Annotated in this window: 12 protein-coding genes; 2 read left to right on the top strand and 10 right to left on the bottom strand. The window is 65.8% G+C overall.

Going from position 1 to position 14,973, the window contains the following annotated elements:
• Positions 1-116: 116 nt before the first annotated feature.
• From MJD61_11940 to MJD61_11905, 8 genes are all read right to left on the bottom strand, one after another.
• Positions 117-776, bottom strand: a complete 660-nt coding sequence (locus MJD61_11940; GenBank protein MCG8555980.1) for a prepilin-type N-terminal cleavage/methylation domain-containing protein — start codon at positions 774-776, stop codon at positions 117-119.
• On the bottom strand, positions 773-1,486 hold the full coding sequence (locus MJD61_11935) for a prepilin-type N-terminal cleavage/methylation domain-containing protein (protein ID MCG8555979.1): 714 nt from the start codon (positions 1,484-1,486) through the stop codon (positions 773-775). Before MJD61_11935 ends, MJD61_11940 begins: the two co-directional genes overlap by 4 nt.
• A gap of 30 nt (positions 1,487-1,516) precedes the next feature.
• Positions 1,517-1,948 carry a prepilin-type N-terminal cleavage/methylation domain-containing protein gene (locus tag MJD61_11930; GenBank protein MCG8555978.1) on the bottom strand — a complete coding sequence of 144 codons (432 nt, stop codon included), beginning with the start codon at positions 1,946-1,948 and terminating at the stop codon, positions 1,517-1,519.
• A 66-nt stretch (positions 1,949-2,014) separates the two neighbouring features.
• Positions 2,015-2,443 carry a type II secretion system protein GspG gene (locus MJD61_11925; GenBank protein MCG8555977.1) on the bottom strand — a complete coding sequence of 143 codons (429 nt, stop codon included), beginning with the start codon at positions 2,441-2,443 and terminating at the stop codon, positions 2,015-2,017.
• A gap of 6 nt (positions 2,444-2,449) precedes the next feature.
• A complete protein-coding gene (gene gspF / locus MJD61_11920) occupies positions 2,450-3,673 on the bottom strand; it encodes a type II secretion system inner membrane protein GspF (GenBank protein MCG8555976.1) in 1,224 nt (407 codons plus the stop codon).
• Positions 3,674-3,675: 2 nt separating this feature from the next.
• Positions 3,676-5,415 carry a type II secretion system ATPase GspE gene (gene gspE / locus MJD61_11915; protein ID MCG8555975.1) on the bottom strand — a complete coding sequence of 580 codons (1,740 nt, stop codon included), beginning with the start codon at positions 5,413-5,415 and terminating at the stop codon, positions 3,676-3,678.
• 4 nt (positions 5,416-5,419) lie between these two features.
• On the bottom strand, positions 5,420-7,984 hold the full coding sequence (gspD, locus tag MJD61_11910; protein ID MCG8555974.1) for a type II secretion system secretin GspD: 2,565 nt from the start codon (positions 7,982-7,984) through the stop codon (positions 5,420-5,422).
• 2 nt (positions 7,985-7,986) lie between these two features.
• Positions 7,987-8,982, bottom strand: a complete 996-nt coding sequence (locus MJD61_11905; protein ID MCG8555973.1) for a hypothetical protein — start codon at positions 8,980-8,982, stop codon at positions 7,987-7,989.
• Between the two features lie 440 nt (positions 8,983-9,422).
• Here MJD61_11905 and MJD61_11900 point away from each other — a divergent pair, with 440 nt between their 5' ends.
• Both MJD61_11900 and MJD61_11895 read left to right on the top strand, forming a co-directional pair.
• Complete coding sequence (locus tag MJD61_11900; GenBank protein MCG8555972.1) at positions 9,423-10,943, top strand: amidohydrolase; 1,521 nt, start codon at positions 9,423-9,425, stop codon at positions 10,941-10,943.
• Entirely contained in the window at positions 10,940-12,217 is a 1,278-nt protein-coding gene (locus tag MJD61_11895; GenBank protein MCG8555971.1) for an amidohydrolase family protein, read from the top strand. The genes MJD61_11900 and MJD61_11895 overlap by 4 nt, the downstream gene beginning before the upstream one ends.
• A 103-nt stretch (positions 12,218-12,320) precedes the next feature.
• Here the strand turns inward: MJD61_11895 and MJD61_11890 are convergent, their stop codons facing one another.
• Positions 12,321-13,733: a sigma-54 dependent transcriptional regulator gene (locus tag MJD61_11890; protein ID MCG8555970.1), complete on the bottom strand. Its 1,413-nt coding sequence runs from the start codon at positions 13,731-13,733 to the stop codon at positions 12,321-12,323.
• Between the two features lie 138 nt (positions 13,734-13,871).
• Positions 13,872-14,973 (bottom strand): M28 family peptidase (locus MJD61_11885; GenBank protein MCG8555969.1); only part of this gene is annotated, 1,102 nt, incomplete at its 5' end.

The raw sequence follows: 14,973 nt of genomic DNA, 5'->3' as shown, positions 1-14,973 counted from the left end.
GGTCTGCGCGAAGCCCCCGTAGACCAGGCTGGAGACGATGGCCAGAATGGTCAGGGCGACCATGACCTCGATCAGCGTCATGCCCGACGCGGACCCTGCGGTCTGCCGTGTGTTGCTCATTGGGAGGGAGCTCCAGGCACGCTCGAGCCCGCCGGCTGCATTGGAAAGGGCGGCTGCGTCGCAACGAGAAACTGAACTACATCGAGCGAGTGCGGCTGCTTTCCCTCCTTCCACTCGACGCTCACCGTGGCGCGCCGGATCTGTTCCTCGAAGGCCGGACGCAGTATCGGGTACGTGTACTGCATCGCCAGCTCGGCGATCATGTCATGGGAGCCGCCACCGAGTACGCCCATGACCGTTGCGGCCCCGGTGGGATCGAGCGGATTGAGGCTTCTCACCGCGGACAGCGGACTCTCTTCTTCTTGCTCAGCCTCCGTGCCCAGCGTTTCCGGCAGCTTCACGCGCAGGATACTCCACTTGCACGCGAAGCCGTCGAGCTCGGCGTCCTCGCAACAGCCATCTCGACCGCTGTCGAATTCCGCCGGCATGCCTTCCTTCAGGACCTGTTCTTCGATTTCGGCCATCTTGCAGCGTGCAAGCAGGCTGGCAAGACCCATGGTTCGCGCCCGGTGCGCTACTTTGATGGCGCCGGCCTCGCTCGAGAAGATCGCGCTCAGAGCCACCGCGAGGATCGCGACGGCCACGATCACCTCCAGCAGGGAAAAGCCGGGGCTGCCGAGTTGCCGGCCGGAGCGCCTTGAGCGGCACCTCGTCATCGCTGCTCGACCTCGGAGGCGGCGCCGGTGCCCAGGAGCTCTTCGACTTCGTACGCCTGTGTGCGCACCTTGGCGCGACCGGTAAGGGGGTGGATTTCCACCGAGTAGACCGTATCGGATTCGTCCCGCAGTTGAATGATCGCGTGCTCGGTCAGCCCCTGCGGAAAGAAGTGCACGGCGCCGTTTCCTTCGGACAAGGGCTCTTTCTCGTGCCCGACCTGCAGGCGCGTGATGCGCACGCCCTGTGCGAGCTTCACGTCGCGGTAACGCTTGAGGGTTTGGCCCGCCTGGTTGGTGAGAGGGCCGAAAGGCGAGGCCCCGAAGCTCGGCTTGTAGGTTTCCTCGAGCCTGGCCTTGGCGGCTTCCCAGGGGTCGATGGCCACCCGAGCCAGACCGGTATCCTCGGGCTCACCCGCTTCCCTGCGAGGATCGTCCGTGCGGGCCAAGGCGACCCTTCCATGCGCCTGCTGGATCGAGAAGCTGTCGCCGGGCAGCGCGAACGCGATACGCAGCGTCTTGCCGTGGACGATTGCGCGGCTGTACGCGAAGCGAGCGGCTGCGACCATCCGGGTGCAAGAGGAACGCAGGCGCGAGCGAGTGAGCGCGCCGAATCCGAAGCTCAAGCCGCCTGCAGCGAGCGCGATGATCACGATCACGATCATCACCTCGATCAGGGTCATTCCCAAGCTGCCTCGCCGTGCGTCTGCCATCACTTCGATGCCATCCTGCGCAAAAGGGTACTAGGTTCCGATATCGTCCTCCGTGCCCATTTCACCATCCGGTCCCGCGGAGCTCACTGCCGGCCCATCGGCGTCGCACTCGATACTGAATTCGTTGTCCCATTCGTCGACCAGCGTCGTGCCTCTCTTCAAGATCTGGTCGTCGATCAGATCTTGGACGGAGGGGCAGCCGCCGTTCTCCGCGATCCACATGGTCGCCGCGCTCGCAATGGCTGCCGCGTCGGTCTTGGTCTTGTTGACCTTGGCCTTTTCGAGGCGCGGCAGCACAGCGACGCCGACGCCACCGGCGATCATGGCCATGATGATGACGACGATCATGATCTCGATCAGTGTCATGCCCTCCCGCCGGCGTCGCGGGCGCCGGATCCGCGGGCGTGCTCGCGCGCACGAGCGCTGATTGACGCGACGCCTTACCTGGGAATCAGATTGCATAAGCACCTCCTTGGGCCTCTTTGCCTCTTTGCCTCTTTGCCTCTTGCCTCGCTGGCCTCGTTGACCTCAGTAGATGTTGTCATCCACCAGCAGCGAACCGCTCGGACCTGCGGACACGACCTCTGCACCTTCATGCTGGCGGCGGCCCGGGCAGCGAACGAAAAGCGGCGTACCCCAGCCGTCGGCAGGGAGCTCGCTCAGATAGCGAGCGCTGGGAACCGGCGGATGCAGCAACTCGAGCGTGGACGCCGGGCAGCGGTCGACTTGCGCGCGGAATATCGAGACAGCGCGCTGCACTTCCGCGATCGCGGCATGGGTGACGCGGATTCGCTGCCGCTGTCGGGCCTTTGCCCAGGTTGCCCACAAGGCGCTCAGGCACAGCGCCCCAAGCAGCCAGATCCGCCAGCGACTGCGTGCCAAGAAGCTTCGAAGCTGGCTGTCCCGCGTCTCCCAAGGCAACAGGACCCCTCGGCGTCGCTTGTGGTATCTGACCATGCGCCCTTATCCCACGAACTCGTTGATCTGCAGCAAGGGCATCAGAATGGAAAAGGCGATCGCCGCCGATATGCCCCCCATCACCACGATCATGATCGGTTCGAGCAGCGCCGTGAGCGCCGCGATCCGCGTCTCGACCTGCGCTTCGTAAGCCGCCGCTACATGTTCCAGCATCTTTTCGAGCTGCCCGCTTCGCTCACCGATCGCGATCATGTGGGTGACGATCGGTGGGAACTTGCCGCTGCGTTTGAGGGGTGCCGAGATACTCTCGCCTTCGCGTATGGAGCTGCGGGCCTCCTCGATCACGTGCATCAGCTCCCGATTTCCAAGGACGTTGCGCGTGATCTCCATGGCGGTCAGCACGGGAACGCCGCTGCCCAGCAGGGTGGCCAGAGTCTTGGCGAAGCGTGTGATGGCTACCATCACCACGAGGCTGCCGAAGATGGGAAGCCTCAGCATCCAGCCGTCCCATCTGGCGCGTCCCTTTTCGCTCGCTTTCCAGCGCCGCAACGTCCACACGCCCGCGAGCACCAGCGCGAGCAAGAGCCACCAGAAGCTCGCCAGCGTCTCGCTGGTCCAGATCAGCAGCCGCGTGTACCAGGGCAGCACTTGCTCGAAGGCCTCGAAGATCGAAGTGACCTTCGGCACGACGACCAGCATCAGGATCGAGATGATGACAACGCCCATGATCGCCATGAAGGCGGGGTAGGCCAGGGCGCTGCCCACCTTGCTCTTGAGCTTCGACTGTGCCTCCAGGAAATCGGCCAAACGCGCGAGCACGGCATCCAGGGTACCGGAGGCCTCACCCGCGGCGACCATGCTGACGTAGAGACTCTCGAAGATCTTCGGGTGTGCGGTCATGGCGTCCGCAAGACTGCTGCCTTCGTTGACCCGATCTCGGATCTGCGTGAGCGCAGCCTTGAGCATCGGTTGCTCGAGCTGTTCGATGACCGCCGTCAGAGCCTCCACGAGAGGCACCCCAGACTCCGACAGGGTGGCAAGCTGGCGGGTAGCGAGCGCAACTTCCAAGCTCGACACGCGCCTGAACATCCGGCGGAGGTCGATACTGCGCGCCGTTCTTTGCCGGGCCGCCGAATCCTCCTCGATGGCCGTGACCAGGATGCCCTGCTTGCGCAGGAGACCGCGAAGCGCCTTGGCATTGTCGGCATCCAGGACGCCCTTGGCAGCCTTGCCCCGGGCGTCGATTCCTTGCCAGGCGAACACAGCCATGGCTACTCCATGTCGCCTGCCTGGGTCGCGGCCAGGACTTCCTCGACGCTGGTGATCCCGGACAGCACCTGACGGGCGCCGTCCTCTCGCAGCGAGGTCATGCCGGCGCTGGCGGCGATACGGTGGATCTCTTTGGAATCGGCGTTGCCGACGATGGCGGCCCGTATGGGCTCGTCCATGACCAGCAGCTCGTAGATCCCGGTGCGCCCGCGGTAGCCCGTGCCGACGCACGCCTCGCAACCGCTGGGCCGATAGAACACGGGTCGCGGCTCGACGTCACTCGGGACCTCGGGCATGGCCGCATCCGCAGGCTCTGTCGGTATGGGCGCATAATGGGTCGGGTTGAGACCCAGAGAGCGCAGCTGCTCGTCGGTTGCGAACAACGGCTGCCTGCACGAGGTACACAGCCTGCGCACCAAGCGCTGCGCGAGTATTCCGAGCAGCGACGACGAGATCAGGAAAGGCTGGATCTCCATTTCGGCCAGGCGCGTCACGGCACCGGCGGCGTCGTTGGTGTGCAGCGTCGAGAGCACAAGGTGGCCGGTAAGCGATGCATGGATCGCGATCTCCGCGGTTTCGTGATCGCGAATCTCGCCCACCATGATGACATCGGGATCTTGACGCAGAAAGCTCCTTAGGCCCGACGCGAAGGTCAATCCGATCTTCGGCTGGACCTGCATCTGTCCCACACCCCTGAGCTCGTATTCGACCGGGTCCTCGACCGTCAGGATATTGAGCTCCGGTGAGTTTATCTTGTTCAGGCATGCGTACAGCGTGGTGGTCTTGCCCGCCCCGGTGGGACCGGTCACCAGGATGATCCCGTTGGGCCGTTTGATCAGGTCCTCCATGGTATGGAGTTTCTCACCGCTGAAGCCGAGGTCGGGCAGATCGAGCAACGCCTGCTCCTTGTCGAGCAAGCGCAGCACGACGCGCTCGCCGCGCGCAGTTGGCACGGTGGACACGCGGACGTCGACCAGCTTGCCCTTGATCTTCTTGGTGATGCGACCGTCCTGCGGCAGCCGCTTTTCCGCGATGTTCAGCCCGGCTTCGATCTTCACGCGGCTTACGATCGACGGCAAGAAGCCACGATGCGCCGTCTTGACCGGGTACAGCGTGCCGTCGATGCGGTAGCGCACCACGACCTCCCTTTCGGAGGGCTCGATGTGTATGTCCGAGGCACGATCGCGAACCGCCTGATAGAAGAGGTTGTTCACCCAGCGAATGACCGGTGCTTCATCGGTCATGTCGATCAGATCCTGCAGCTCGTCGACGGTGTCCGCCTCCTGCTTTTCCGCCAGCGCGTTCTCGTCCTTGCGCTCGTAGACGCGGTTGATCGCATCGTCGATCAGGTCACCCGCGGCTGCGAGGGGCTCGATCGGTTTACCCAACAGTGCGCGCAAGTCGTCGATAGGCGCTAGATCGAGCACATCCGCGATAGCCACCAGCACACGGCCGTCGCGTTCGCCGATGGGCAGCACCCGGTGCTGGCGCGCGAAGTTGATGGGAACCGCATCGACGAGCTCGGCAGGGATCTCGTCAGGCTGGATCTTGGTGGCGACCTGCATGCCGACCTCGGCAGCGAGTGCCCTGAGCATCGCCTCTTCCTCCACGCTCTGCGTAGCCACGAGCACGTCCTGCAGTCGAGCGCCCTTCTCGGCGGCGAGCTGAATCGCCTCTTGCAGGCGCTCCGGGCTCAGGGCTCCCCGCCTGACCAGAATCTCCCCGACATAGTGCGTCTGCATGCTCTCAGTCTTCTTCGTCGTCCGTTGGTCGCCGCGGGGCAGGCGCCGCGGGCCCGATTGCAGCCGGGGCGACAGTTTTCGCGCCGGGCGGTTCGGGGCCGCCCACGATCACGACGTCGCCGCTGCTGCCGCCGGTGGCTTCTCCCAACGCGGGCCTGGGCTTGTGCTCGGCGGGAGGTTTCGATTCCATATCCTTGAGCAGCTCGCGCTTCTCGTCGCTGGCTCGTATCGAAAGCAGCATTTCGCCGATCAGGCCGCGCGTTCTGGAATAGTCCACAGGGGGCTCGTAGTCGTGGTCGCTGAATACGAAGAAGCGATCCACGAACTCCTGACGTTCGCGCATCTTGCGCTCGTAGATGCTGCGCAGGTCCGTGGGCGCACGAATGATGTAGGGCGTCAGAAAAAGCAACAGATTGCGCTTTTCCGTCGTACGGTCAGTCGAGCGGAAGAGCGCGCCGATCAGCGGGATATCACCCAGGATCGGCACCTTGCTTTCGGATCGACGCACCGTGTCGCGCATCAGGCCGCCGATCACCACCGTTTGCTGGTCGCGCACGACGACCTCGGTTTTTGCCTGCGTCTTGCTGATCGAAACCACGCCCAGGTTACCGGTATTGCTCGGCGCGCCCGCCTCCGAGATTTCTTCTTGAATCTCCAAGCGGATCTCGTTGCTGTCGTTGACGTGCGGGGTTATGCGAATCGTGGTGCCTACGTCCTGGCGCGGTACGGTGCCAAAGCCTCCCAAGGCGCCGAGGCCACCGAGGGCGCCGAGGGCTCCGAGCCCTTGGGAAGCCTGGCCGGCCTGGGTGCCGGTTGCCCCAAGGCCGCCGAGCCCGCCTAGCGAGCCCAGTCCTCCGAGCCCGCCCAGGGCGCCGATCGTGGAAGTCTGCAGCGGGACGTTCTGGCCGATGCTGATCTCGGCCTCGACATTGTCGGTAGCGATCAAGTACGGCGTGGCCAGGATGTTTGCGTCACCGGACGAGGCCATGGCGGTCAGGGCGACACCAAAACCCGGCAGCGATATACCGAGCAGCTGGTTCGCTTCGTCGATGGGCTTGCCCTGCACCCCGACCGCCAGGCCGCTCAGGACCTCGGCCTTTGCGGCGTCCGCCACGGTGGCCAGCCCGTTGACCGACAGCGCTGCCAGGGAGCCTTCGCCGGTCAAGTTCGGCAGCCCGCCGTGGAACTTGAGCCCGAGCTCGCGCGAACGCTGTACATTGAGCTCCATGATAACGGCTTCGATGAAGACCTGCCTGCGCTTGATATCGAGCCGCTTGATGACCGACTGCAGCGCCGCGTAGTCGTGCAGGGACGCGCTGATGACGAGCGCGTTGCTTTCCTTGTGTGCCGTGATGGCGATATTGCCCTCGAATACGCCACCCTGGCTCGCGCCAGGTGGTTGGGGTGAGCGCCCGCGGCGCGTACTGCGCTGCGCGCGGCCGCCACCGACGAGCTGAGACAGCGTGGATGCGATCTCTTCGGAGTCGCTGTGTTGCAGGTAGTGGACGTGGATGCGCCCTTCGCCCTTGAGCGGCACGTCGAGATGACGCAGCATTTCGAGCACGCGCAGGTATGCGGCTTCGGTCGCCACCACGATCAGCGAGTTGGTGCGTTCGTCGGCCAGGATCTTGATCACCCGGGCTTCGCCCTTCTGAGAGCCGATGCTGGTTGCGGTCTGGCCGGGCCGCCGGGATACGCGGCCGCGCTGCGGCGTGCGCGTCTGGGGCGTTCGGCCCGTGGGCGCAGCCTTGGAATCCGCCGGCGGAAAGATCTCCTGCAAGCGTGTAGCGAGCTCGCTCGCATCGGCGTGATGGACAGGCTCGACCCAGATCTGCTCGCCGGTGCGCGGCAGGTCGATGGCGTCGAGCAGCGCCAGCATGCGCCGGACGTTGCTCCCCGTATCGGTGAGGATAAGCAGATTCGTGGGCGCGTACACGGTGACGTTGCCCGTCGCCGACTTGAATCGGTCGAGCAGCTGCAGCACGTCGTCGGCCGAAATGTGCTTGGGCCGCCTGAGGTGTGTCACGAACCGATCCCCCACGGGGACTGTGGAGCCCTCCCGATACAGCGCGATAGGTCGTTGTTCGATGCCCTTGGAATCGACGATCTTGAGGTAGCGGCCGGCCGGCGCGACGTTCATTCCGTTGAGCTCGAGGATCGAAAGGAACGCCTGGTACACCTCGGCGGCGCTCACTTTGGTTGGCGCGTACACACTGGCCTTTATCTGCCGCAGCTTGCTCGACAGAATAAAGCGGCGGCCGGTGATTTGTGACACGAGCCGTACGAGGTCCGTGAGGTCGGCGTCTTCCAGGTTGAAGGTTACCCGGGCGCGAGGCGGCGTCGGCTTGTAGTCCAAGCCGGTTCCAAACGCTTTCGGAGCTTCGGGTCTCGTAGCCTGCGCCGCGGCGGAGCCGCTTGCCGGCGGCGAGACCCTGGTGGTGGGCCGGCGCACGCTCGGCGGCTTCGGAAGCTGGGGCTGCGCTTCGACGCCCGCCGGACCGAGGCCGGCCATCAGGGCGGCAATGCAGAGCAAGCTGGCTAGCTGACAAAGCCTCACAGGATTTCCCATGTTCACTGGACTTGGTACTCCAGGTTCTTGGCCTGACCGCGACGCGTGATCGACACCGTCAAATTCGAGGCATTGCGCAAGCGTGCATAGGCCTCCAGCGCCGAATCCGGCGCCGTCATGTCATAGCCGTTGATCGTGCGCAACACGTCTCCGTTTTGAATCCCAAGTCGACCAAGCAGGCTGTTGCGGCGAATGCCATAGAGCTTGACGCCGACCACGCGCCCGTTCTGTTCGTGGGGAATGATACGGGCGGTGCGCATGAGCTCGGCCTGGTTTTGCAGGACGCGATCCACCAGCGTGCGTGCCACCGCATAGCGTGTTTCTCCCCGCTTGCTGATGCCCTCTTGAAGTTCCTGATCGCTGATCGCACCGCGCCTGCGTGCGCTGGTACGTGCGGGCTGCTTCGGCTGCGACGGCGGGCGGAGTTGAGGCCTGCCGACCGGGGGCCGGTAGCCCTGTTGCTTGGTGTCCTTGTCAAAGAGCTTGAGCGTGCACAGGCCGCTCTTGGGCTGCAGCACCACCGCGCCAGGATGGATCGACACGATGGACTTGCCGTCGATCTCCATCCCTTCGCGGTAGAGCTGTGTCTTGCCAGCCTTGCGCAGCGCCGCGAACGACAGCTCGGGCCGCCGCGGTGAAACCACCGCAGCCACCAAGCGCACGGTATTGTCGCACGCTTGCTGCGGGGTGTTGGGGTCCTCTTCTTCCCCTGCGCCGGCTTCCTCAGGAGGGCTCTCGGGGAGTGGCGGAGGCCAAAGTGGACCCGTCTTGGAGTCAAAGATGTTGCGAGCGAGGATGGCCTTGGCGTCTCTGGGCTTGCCGGTGCGCTCGACCGCCGGCGCAGTGCGCTCGAGCCGCTTGAGGTCCGCGGCCTTTGTGTGCAGCGGCAGCAGCTCGGGTGCCAGCAAATGAGCGCTGCCCTGCGCCAGGAATGCGGCGCACAAGGCCAGCGTCACCAACACGATTAGTACAGCGATGCGCCGCTGCTGCGTGTCCATGCCCACGGGGCGTTCCTCCGCACCTTTCGTTTCACTTGCTGCTGCTCGCTCGTATCCGCACGCGTACCTCGCAAATCCCGTGCCTGTTGAGGGCCCGTGAAAGCGTACCTCATGCGTTTCGCCGGTTCCGACCACAGCTGGCTGTGTTGCTCCTCCTCGAAATATCCCCCATATTCCTCGTCGTTGCGCCTTGCCAGCGGCGCCCGGTCCTCGCCCAAACGCACGGGTCATTCTTTCGCGGGCCCTGAGGAACACGCCATGCGGCCGGATGATTCCCGACCACGGTCCCCGGCTTCCCGTGCATCGGGCCGCGACCGCGCGCGACAGGCTGGCAACCGGGATAACCCCGTGCCCCCGGGTTGTGCCAATTTGGCAGCTCGAGGCCGCAAGCGCTCCCCCAACGGTTCGCTTTCGCCCGGTCCTGCTTTATGCTCCGCTGCGTGTCGAAGCCCGGCCTCGAGCTACGCGCTGTTTGCGGTGCCTTGGTGCTAAGCGCGGCGGCGTGCGGCAAACCCAGTCAGCCCGAACCCGATCCACCGCTGCCCAAGCTGCCCTGGTCGTTCGAACGTGGGCCGCAGCCCGAGGTGGACTCGCCCTTGACCGCGATCGTAGGCGGCAAGGTGATGACGGCCGCAGGCAGCGTCATCGAGGACGGCATCGTGGTGCTGCATCAGGGGCGCGTTCGGGCGGTAGGTCCACCCGGTGAGATCACGCTGGCGCCGGAGGCGCGCCGGATCGACGCGTCGGGCCGCTTCGTAACCCCGGGTTTGATCGACGTGCACTCGCACATGGGCGTCTACCCCGTGCCGGCGGCCGAAGCGCACCGCGACGGCAACGAGGCTACGGCGCCGGTGACGGCGCACGTCGATGCCGCCGATTCCTTCTGGCCCCAGGATCCCGCGCTGCGCAGAGCCCTGGCGGCCGGCGTCACCACGATTCAGGTATTGCCCGGTTCGGCAAACCTCATCGGTGGGCGTGGGGCCATCATGAAGCTCAGGCCGGGTCGGAGCGCAGACGCTATGCGCTTTCCGGGAGCGCCGGTGACACTGAAGATGGCCTGCGGCGAAAACCCGAAGCGAGTCTACGGCAAGGGGAAAAAGGCAGCGCCTGCGACGCGCATGGGCAACGTGGCGGGCTACCGCACGGCGTACCAGAAGGCGCGCGAGTACGGCCGAAGCTGGAGTGACTGGCAACAGAGACAACGCTTGTGGGCGATCAAGCGCGCCAAGTTCGAGCGTGCCAAGAAGAAGGGCGAAAAAGGGGGCGAGCAGGATAGAGGGCGAAAGGGGACCAAGCCCCCGCAGGACCCGGGGCCGGAGCCTGCGCCGCCCCCGCGCGACTTCGGCCTCGAAACGCTGCTCGGGGTCATCGAAGGTCACGTGCACGTGCAGATGCACTGCTATCGCGCGGACGAGATGCTGCGCATGATCGAGCTGGCCGAGCGCTTCGGCTTCCGCATCCGCGCCTTTCATCATGCGGTGGAGGCCTACAAGATTCGTGACGTGCTCAGGGAAAAAGACGTGGGGACCGCGACCTGGGCGGATTGGTGGGGCTTCAAGCTGGAGGCTTTCGACACCATCGTGGAGAACCTGGCGCTCTTGACGGAAACCGGCGCGCGCGGCGTGCTGCACTCGGACAGCCCGATGCTCGTGCAGCGCCTGAACCAGGAGGCGGCCAAGGCGCGCCACGCGGGCCTTGCGGCAGGCATCGACGTCAGCGAGGACCAGGCGCTGCGCTGGATCACCAGCAACGCGGCCTGGGCGCTTGGCATCGACGATCGGACGGGCTCGCTCGAAGTCGGCAAGATGGCCGATCTGGTGGTCTGGTCCGGTTCGCCCTTTTCGGTGTACGCCCGGGCCGATCTGGTCTTTGTGGATGGCGAGCTGCTGTTCGATCGCGCCAAACAGGTCGAGCCGCAAGCCAGCGACTTCGAGCTCGGGCTGGGGGTGAGAAGCGAATGAACCCCCGCGAAACAGCGCGGCACGGTGCGGCGATTCTGGCTTTGGTCCTTGGCCTGCACGCGAGCGCGCTGGGCCAGTCGCCGGCCACGCGGGCCATCGTAGGAGCGACCGTTCACACCGGAGTCGGACAACCGCTGCCGGGCGCCAGCGTACTGATCCGCGGCGAGCGGATCCTGGGTGTCGGCGACGACCTCGCGCTGCCGCCGGACGTCGAGCGCATCGATGGGCGCGGCAAGGTGCTGACCGCCGGCTTCATCGCGACGCAGAATCCGCTCGGGCTCGTCGAGGTATCCCTGGAGCCGGCGACGAACGATCAGGCGGCCGGCGAAGAAGGCGATCCGATCCGGGCCGCCTTTTCCGCCGAGGATGGCTTCAACCCGCGTTCGACCCTCATCCCCGTGGCCCGTCGCGGCGGGTTGACCGATGCGCTAGCGACTCCGCACGCGGGGCTGGTCGGCGGCACCAGCGCCTGGGTGCACCTGGACGGATCGCTGAGGCCGGCAGGCAGCGTGCGATCCCACGTCGCGCTGCATGTGCGCATCGATCACGCAACGGCCCAAAAGAGCGGTGGCGGGCGCCCGTCGGCCTGGATGCGGCTGCGCGAGGCTTTCGACGACGCCAGGCTCTACCAGCGGCAGCGAGCTGCCTACGAGCGGCGCGGCTTGCGCGCCATGCGCACCAGTCGCCTGGATCTGATCCGGCTGGGTGACGCGCTTCAGGCACGACTGCCCGTGGTGATTCAGGTTTCCAGGGCCAGCGATATTCTGCGAGCGCTCGAGCTCGCCAAGGACTACCGCCTGCGGCTGGTGCTCGCCGGAGCCGAGGAGGCTTGGCGCGTGGCCGATCGCATCGCCGACGCCAAGGTGCCCGTCATCGTGGTACCGCTCAGCAACCTGCCTTCAAGCTTCGCGGCCCTCGGCAGCCGTTTCGACAACGCCGCCGTGCTGCAGCGAGCAGGCGTGCGCGTGATCATCACCACCCGCGGGGCTCACGGGCTGCACAACCTCAGGCAGGAAGCCGGCAACGCCATCGCGCACGGCCTGGACCGGCAGGCGGCGCTCAGGGCCCTCACGGTCGAGCCGGCCGAGGCCTTTGGCCTGGCCCACGAGATCGGCAGCGTGCGTCCCGGCGCCCTCGCGAACCTGGTGCTCTGGAGCGGCGACCCCTTCGAGCTCGGCACCCGAGCCGAGCGCATGTGGATCCGCGGCAAGCAGGTCAGCCTGCGCTCGCGCCAGAGCGAACTGCTGGATCGCTACCGCCGGCTACCCCGTTAGCTCTGGTGTTGGCTCCAGGCCCCAACACCGAACCCTGCCCATCACTCCCGTCGCCTGGCTGCACGATCCAGCCAAGCTGGCGCCGCGACTGGACAGGAACGGGCTAATCGGGCTCGAGGACACGCTCTTCGCGCTCGGCTTCGAGGCGCCGGTAGATGGTGCGGGTTGCGATGCCCAGCAGTTGGGCCGCCAGGCGCTTGTCCCCTCGTGTGTGATCGAGCGTGGCCCGGATGACGTGGCGTTCGATCTCGCCCAGGGGGGTACCGATCGAGAACACCAGGTCGCGGCCGCGCCGCTCCGAGTTGGCGATCGGGTCGGGAAGATCCTCGGGTCCGATGCTGGAGCTCTTGCACAGCACGACCGCACGTTCGATCACGTTTTCGAGCTCCCGCACGTTGCCCGGCCAGGAGTGCGCGGCCAGCAGGTCCAGGGCTTCCCGCGCTACGCTCATCGGAGCACGCTGGTTTTTGCGGCAGTAGCGCTCGAGGAAGTGGTCCACCAACAGGGGTATGTCGTCGCGCCGCTCCACCAGGCTCGGGCAGGTAACCGCGATGACGTTCAAGCGGTAGTACAGGTCCTCGCGAAAACGGCCCGCGCGCACCTCGCCGCTGAGGTTGCGGTTGGTGGCGGCGATCAAACGAAAGTCGCTCTTGCGCGTGCTTCCTCCGAGCGGCTCGTATTCGCCCTCCTGAAGCACGCGCAGCAGCTTGACCTGCACCTTGGCCGAAAGCTCTCCGATTTCGTCGAGGAACAGCGTGCCGCCGTGGGCCTGGGCGATACGACCCTCACGCCGCGCTACGGCCCCCGTGAAGGCACCCCGTTCGTGGCCGAAGAGCTCCGACTCCACGATGCTCTCGGGCAAGGCCGCCAGGTTGACCCCCACGAACGGCCCCGGGCGTCCCCCGTGCTCGTGGATGTGGCGCGCGAGCAGCTCCTTGCCCGTGCCGCTCTCCCCGAGCACGAGCACGGTGGCCAACGACGGTGCAGCCTGCTCGGCGATCTCGAGCGCCTTGCGCAGGGCGGCCGAGGAGCCCACGATGTGGCGGCTCTTGAGCGCAGACAGCTCCCTGCGCAGATTTTTGTTTTCGGCGACGAGGGCTCGGCGTTCCGCGGCCTTGCGGACCGTCTTCACGATCTCCATGCGCTTGAGCGGCTTCTCGACAAAATCGTAGGCACCCAGGCGCATCGCCTCGACCGCGGTTTCGATGGTGCCGTAGGCGGTCATCACCACGACTTCGGTGTCCGGCGCGACGGTGGCCAGGGCCTTGATGATGTCGATGCCGCTCATGCCCGGCAGCAACAGGTCGGTGAGCACGACATGCACCACGTGCTGCCGGCACAGCTCCAGGGCGCGCCGGCCGTCTTCGGCCAGCAGCGTCCGGAAGCCGTCGCGTGCAAAGATCTTCTGGAGCGAGGCTCGATTGGGCTCCTCGTCGTCCACGATGAGCACGGTCGCGCCATGGCCTGCGCGCGTAGGCGCGCCACTGCCAGCGCTCTTTGGTACCGTGACCGGCATTATCCCAGCTGTGCCAGGATGGCGCTGGATGACAAAATGTCAACCGGATCGTGCCGGTTGCGGTGGCGGTTCGGCGGCTTCCCTGCAGCGAATCGTGCAGCGAGGCCGATTGAGCTCGAAGTTGGTGACCGATGCGGGCTAGAGCTGGGGCACCGTGCCGGTGTCGAACTGATCGTAGCCCAGGATGACGAAGTGAGACAGCGAGATCGCGGCTTTCATGCCCGCCACGAAGTTCGGGCGTCCGCCCGCGATCGAGTACACGTTCATGATCGTGTCGTTGGGCTGGTGCCAGGCTCCGTAGTCGCTCGCGCTCCGCCCGCCGGCGAAGCGCAAGACGGGCACGCCGCCCTCCTCGAAGCTCCGTTCGTCGGAATTGCGGTTGTTGCTGGTGAGCACCTCGGTATTGGGGCGCGTGGTCATGATTCCGGTCTTTTGGCAATCGAAGAGAATCGCCTCGATGAACTTGTGGTTGGCCGCGCGATCCTGCGATGCCGGCGAATAGCCCATGAAGCCGTAGAGCTTCCAGTCGGCGAAGCCGGGCCTGTTCAGGCCCACCATGTCGTAGCCGAACCCGTGATCGAATTTCTTCATTCCGTTCGAGACGAAATCCGCGACGTACTGCTGCGAGCCCTGGCGGCCGATTTCTTCGGCGTCGAAGAACAGGCACGCGATGGACTTGTTGGTGGGAACCGGGGCCAGGTTCTTGCAGATCTGCATGGCCGCCGCCACGCCGGCGCCGTCGTCGTAGGCGCCTTGAACCGTGTTGCCCACGACATCGTAGTGGGAGATGATCCCCAGGTAGTTATCCGGCTTGGTGAGCCCGCGCTTGATGCCCTCGACCACACGCACGGTATTGCTGCCGCGCTGCAGCTCCAGAATCTGCGTTTGGTAACCGGCTGCCGTCAGCTCGTCGCGCAAATGCTGGCCGGCCATGATGTTGGGCTGCGAGTCGTGGACCCGGCGCGTGTAGGTCCTTACGAAGTTTTCCCACCAGTCGACGGCTTCCGCCGGGTTGTACATGGGCGCCGGAAACGAAGCCACGGTGTCGCAGACCTGCTGCATGGGCGTGCCCGGAGCGGGTGAGCCTGCCGTCGGCGGCTGCGTGCCTCCGGCGCCGATGCCGGCCATGGGCAAGCCGCCCGCGCCGACGCCGGCCATGGGCAAGCCTCCGGCGCCGATACCGGCCATGGGCAAGCCGCCCGCGCCGACGCCGGCCATGGGCAAGCCACCCGCGCCGATG

It is taken from the genome of Pseudomonadota bacterium (assembly GCA_022361155.1).
GTDB lineage: Bacteria > Myxococcota_A > Polyangia > Polyangiales > JAKSBK01 > JAKSBK01.
Note: the sequence above shows the minus strand (reverse complement) of the source record. Positions and strands in the feature narration are given on the sequence as shown.

Excerpts from the sequence above, each read along its gene's own strand:
- MJD61_11940 (MCG8555980.1), bottom strand. The coding sequence starts at position 776 with ATGACGAGGTGCCGCTCAAGGCGCTCCGGCCGGCAACTCGGCAGCCCC.
- MJD61_11935 (MCG8555979.1), bottom strand. The coding sequence starts at position 1,486 with ATGGCAGACGCACGGCGAGGCAGCTTGGGAATGACCCTGATCGAGGTG.
- MJD61_11930 (MCG8555978.1), bottom strand. The coding sequence starts at position 1,948 with ATGCAATCTGATTCCCAGGTAAGGCGTCGCGTCAATCAGCGCTCGTGC.
- MJD61_11925 (MCG8555977.1), bottom strand. The coding sequence starts at position 2,443 with ATGGTCAGATACCACAAGCGACGCCGAGGGGTCCTGTTGCCTTGGGAG.
- gspF (MCG8555976.1), bottom strand. The coding sequence starts at position 3,673 with ATGGCTGTGTTCGCCTGGCAAGGAATCGACGCCCGGGGCAAGGCTGCC.
- gspE (MCG8555975.1), bottom strand. The coding sequence starts at position 5,415 with ATGCAGACGCACTATGTCGGGGAGATTCTGGTCAGGCGGGGAGCCCTG.
- gspD (MCG8555974.1), bottom strand. The coding sequence starts at position 7,984 with ATGGGAAATCCTGTGAGGCTTTGTCAGCTAGCCAGCTTGCTCTGCATT.
- MJD61_11905 (MCG8555973.1), bottom strand. The coding sequence starts at position 8,982 with ATGGACACGCAGCAGCGGCGCATCGCTGTACTAATCGTGTTGGTGACG.
- MJD61_11895 (MCG8555971.1), top strand. The coding sequence starts at position 10,940 with ATGAACCCCCGCGAAACAGCGCGGCACGGTGCGGCGATTCTGGCTTTG.
- MJD61_11890 (MCG8555970.1), bottom strand. The coding sequence starts at position 13,733 with ATGCCGGTCACGGTACCAAAGAGCGCTGGCAGTGGCGCGCCTACGCGC.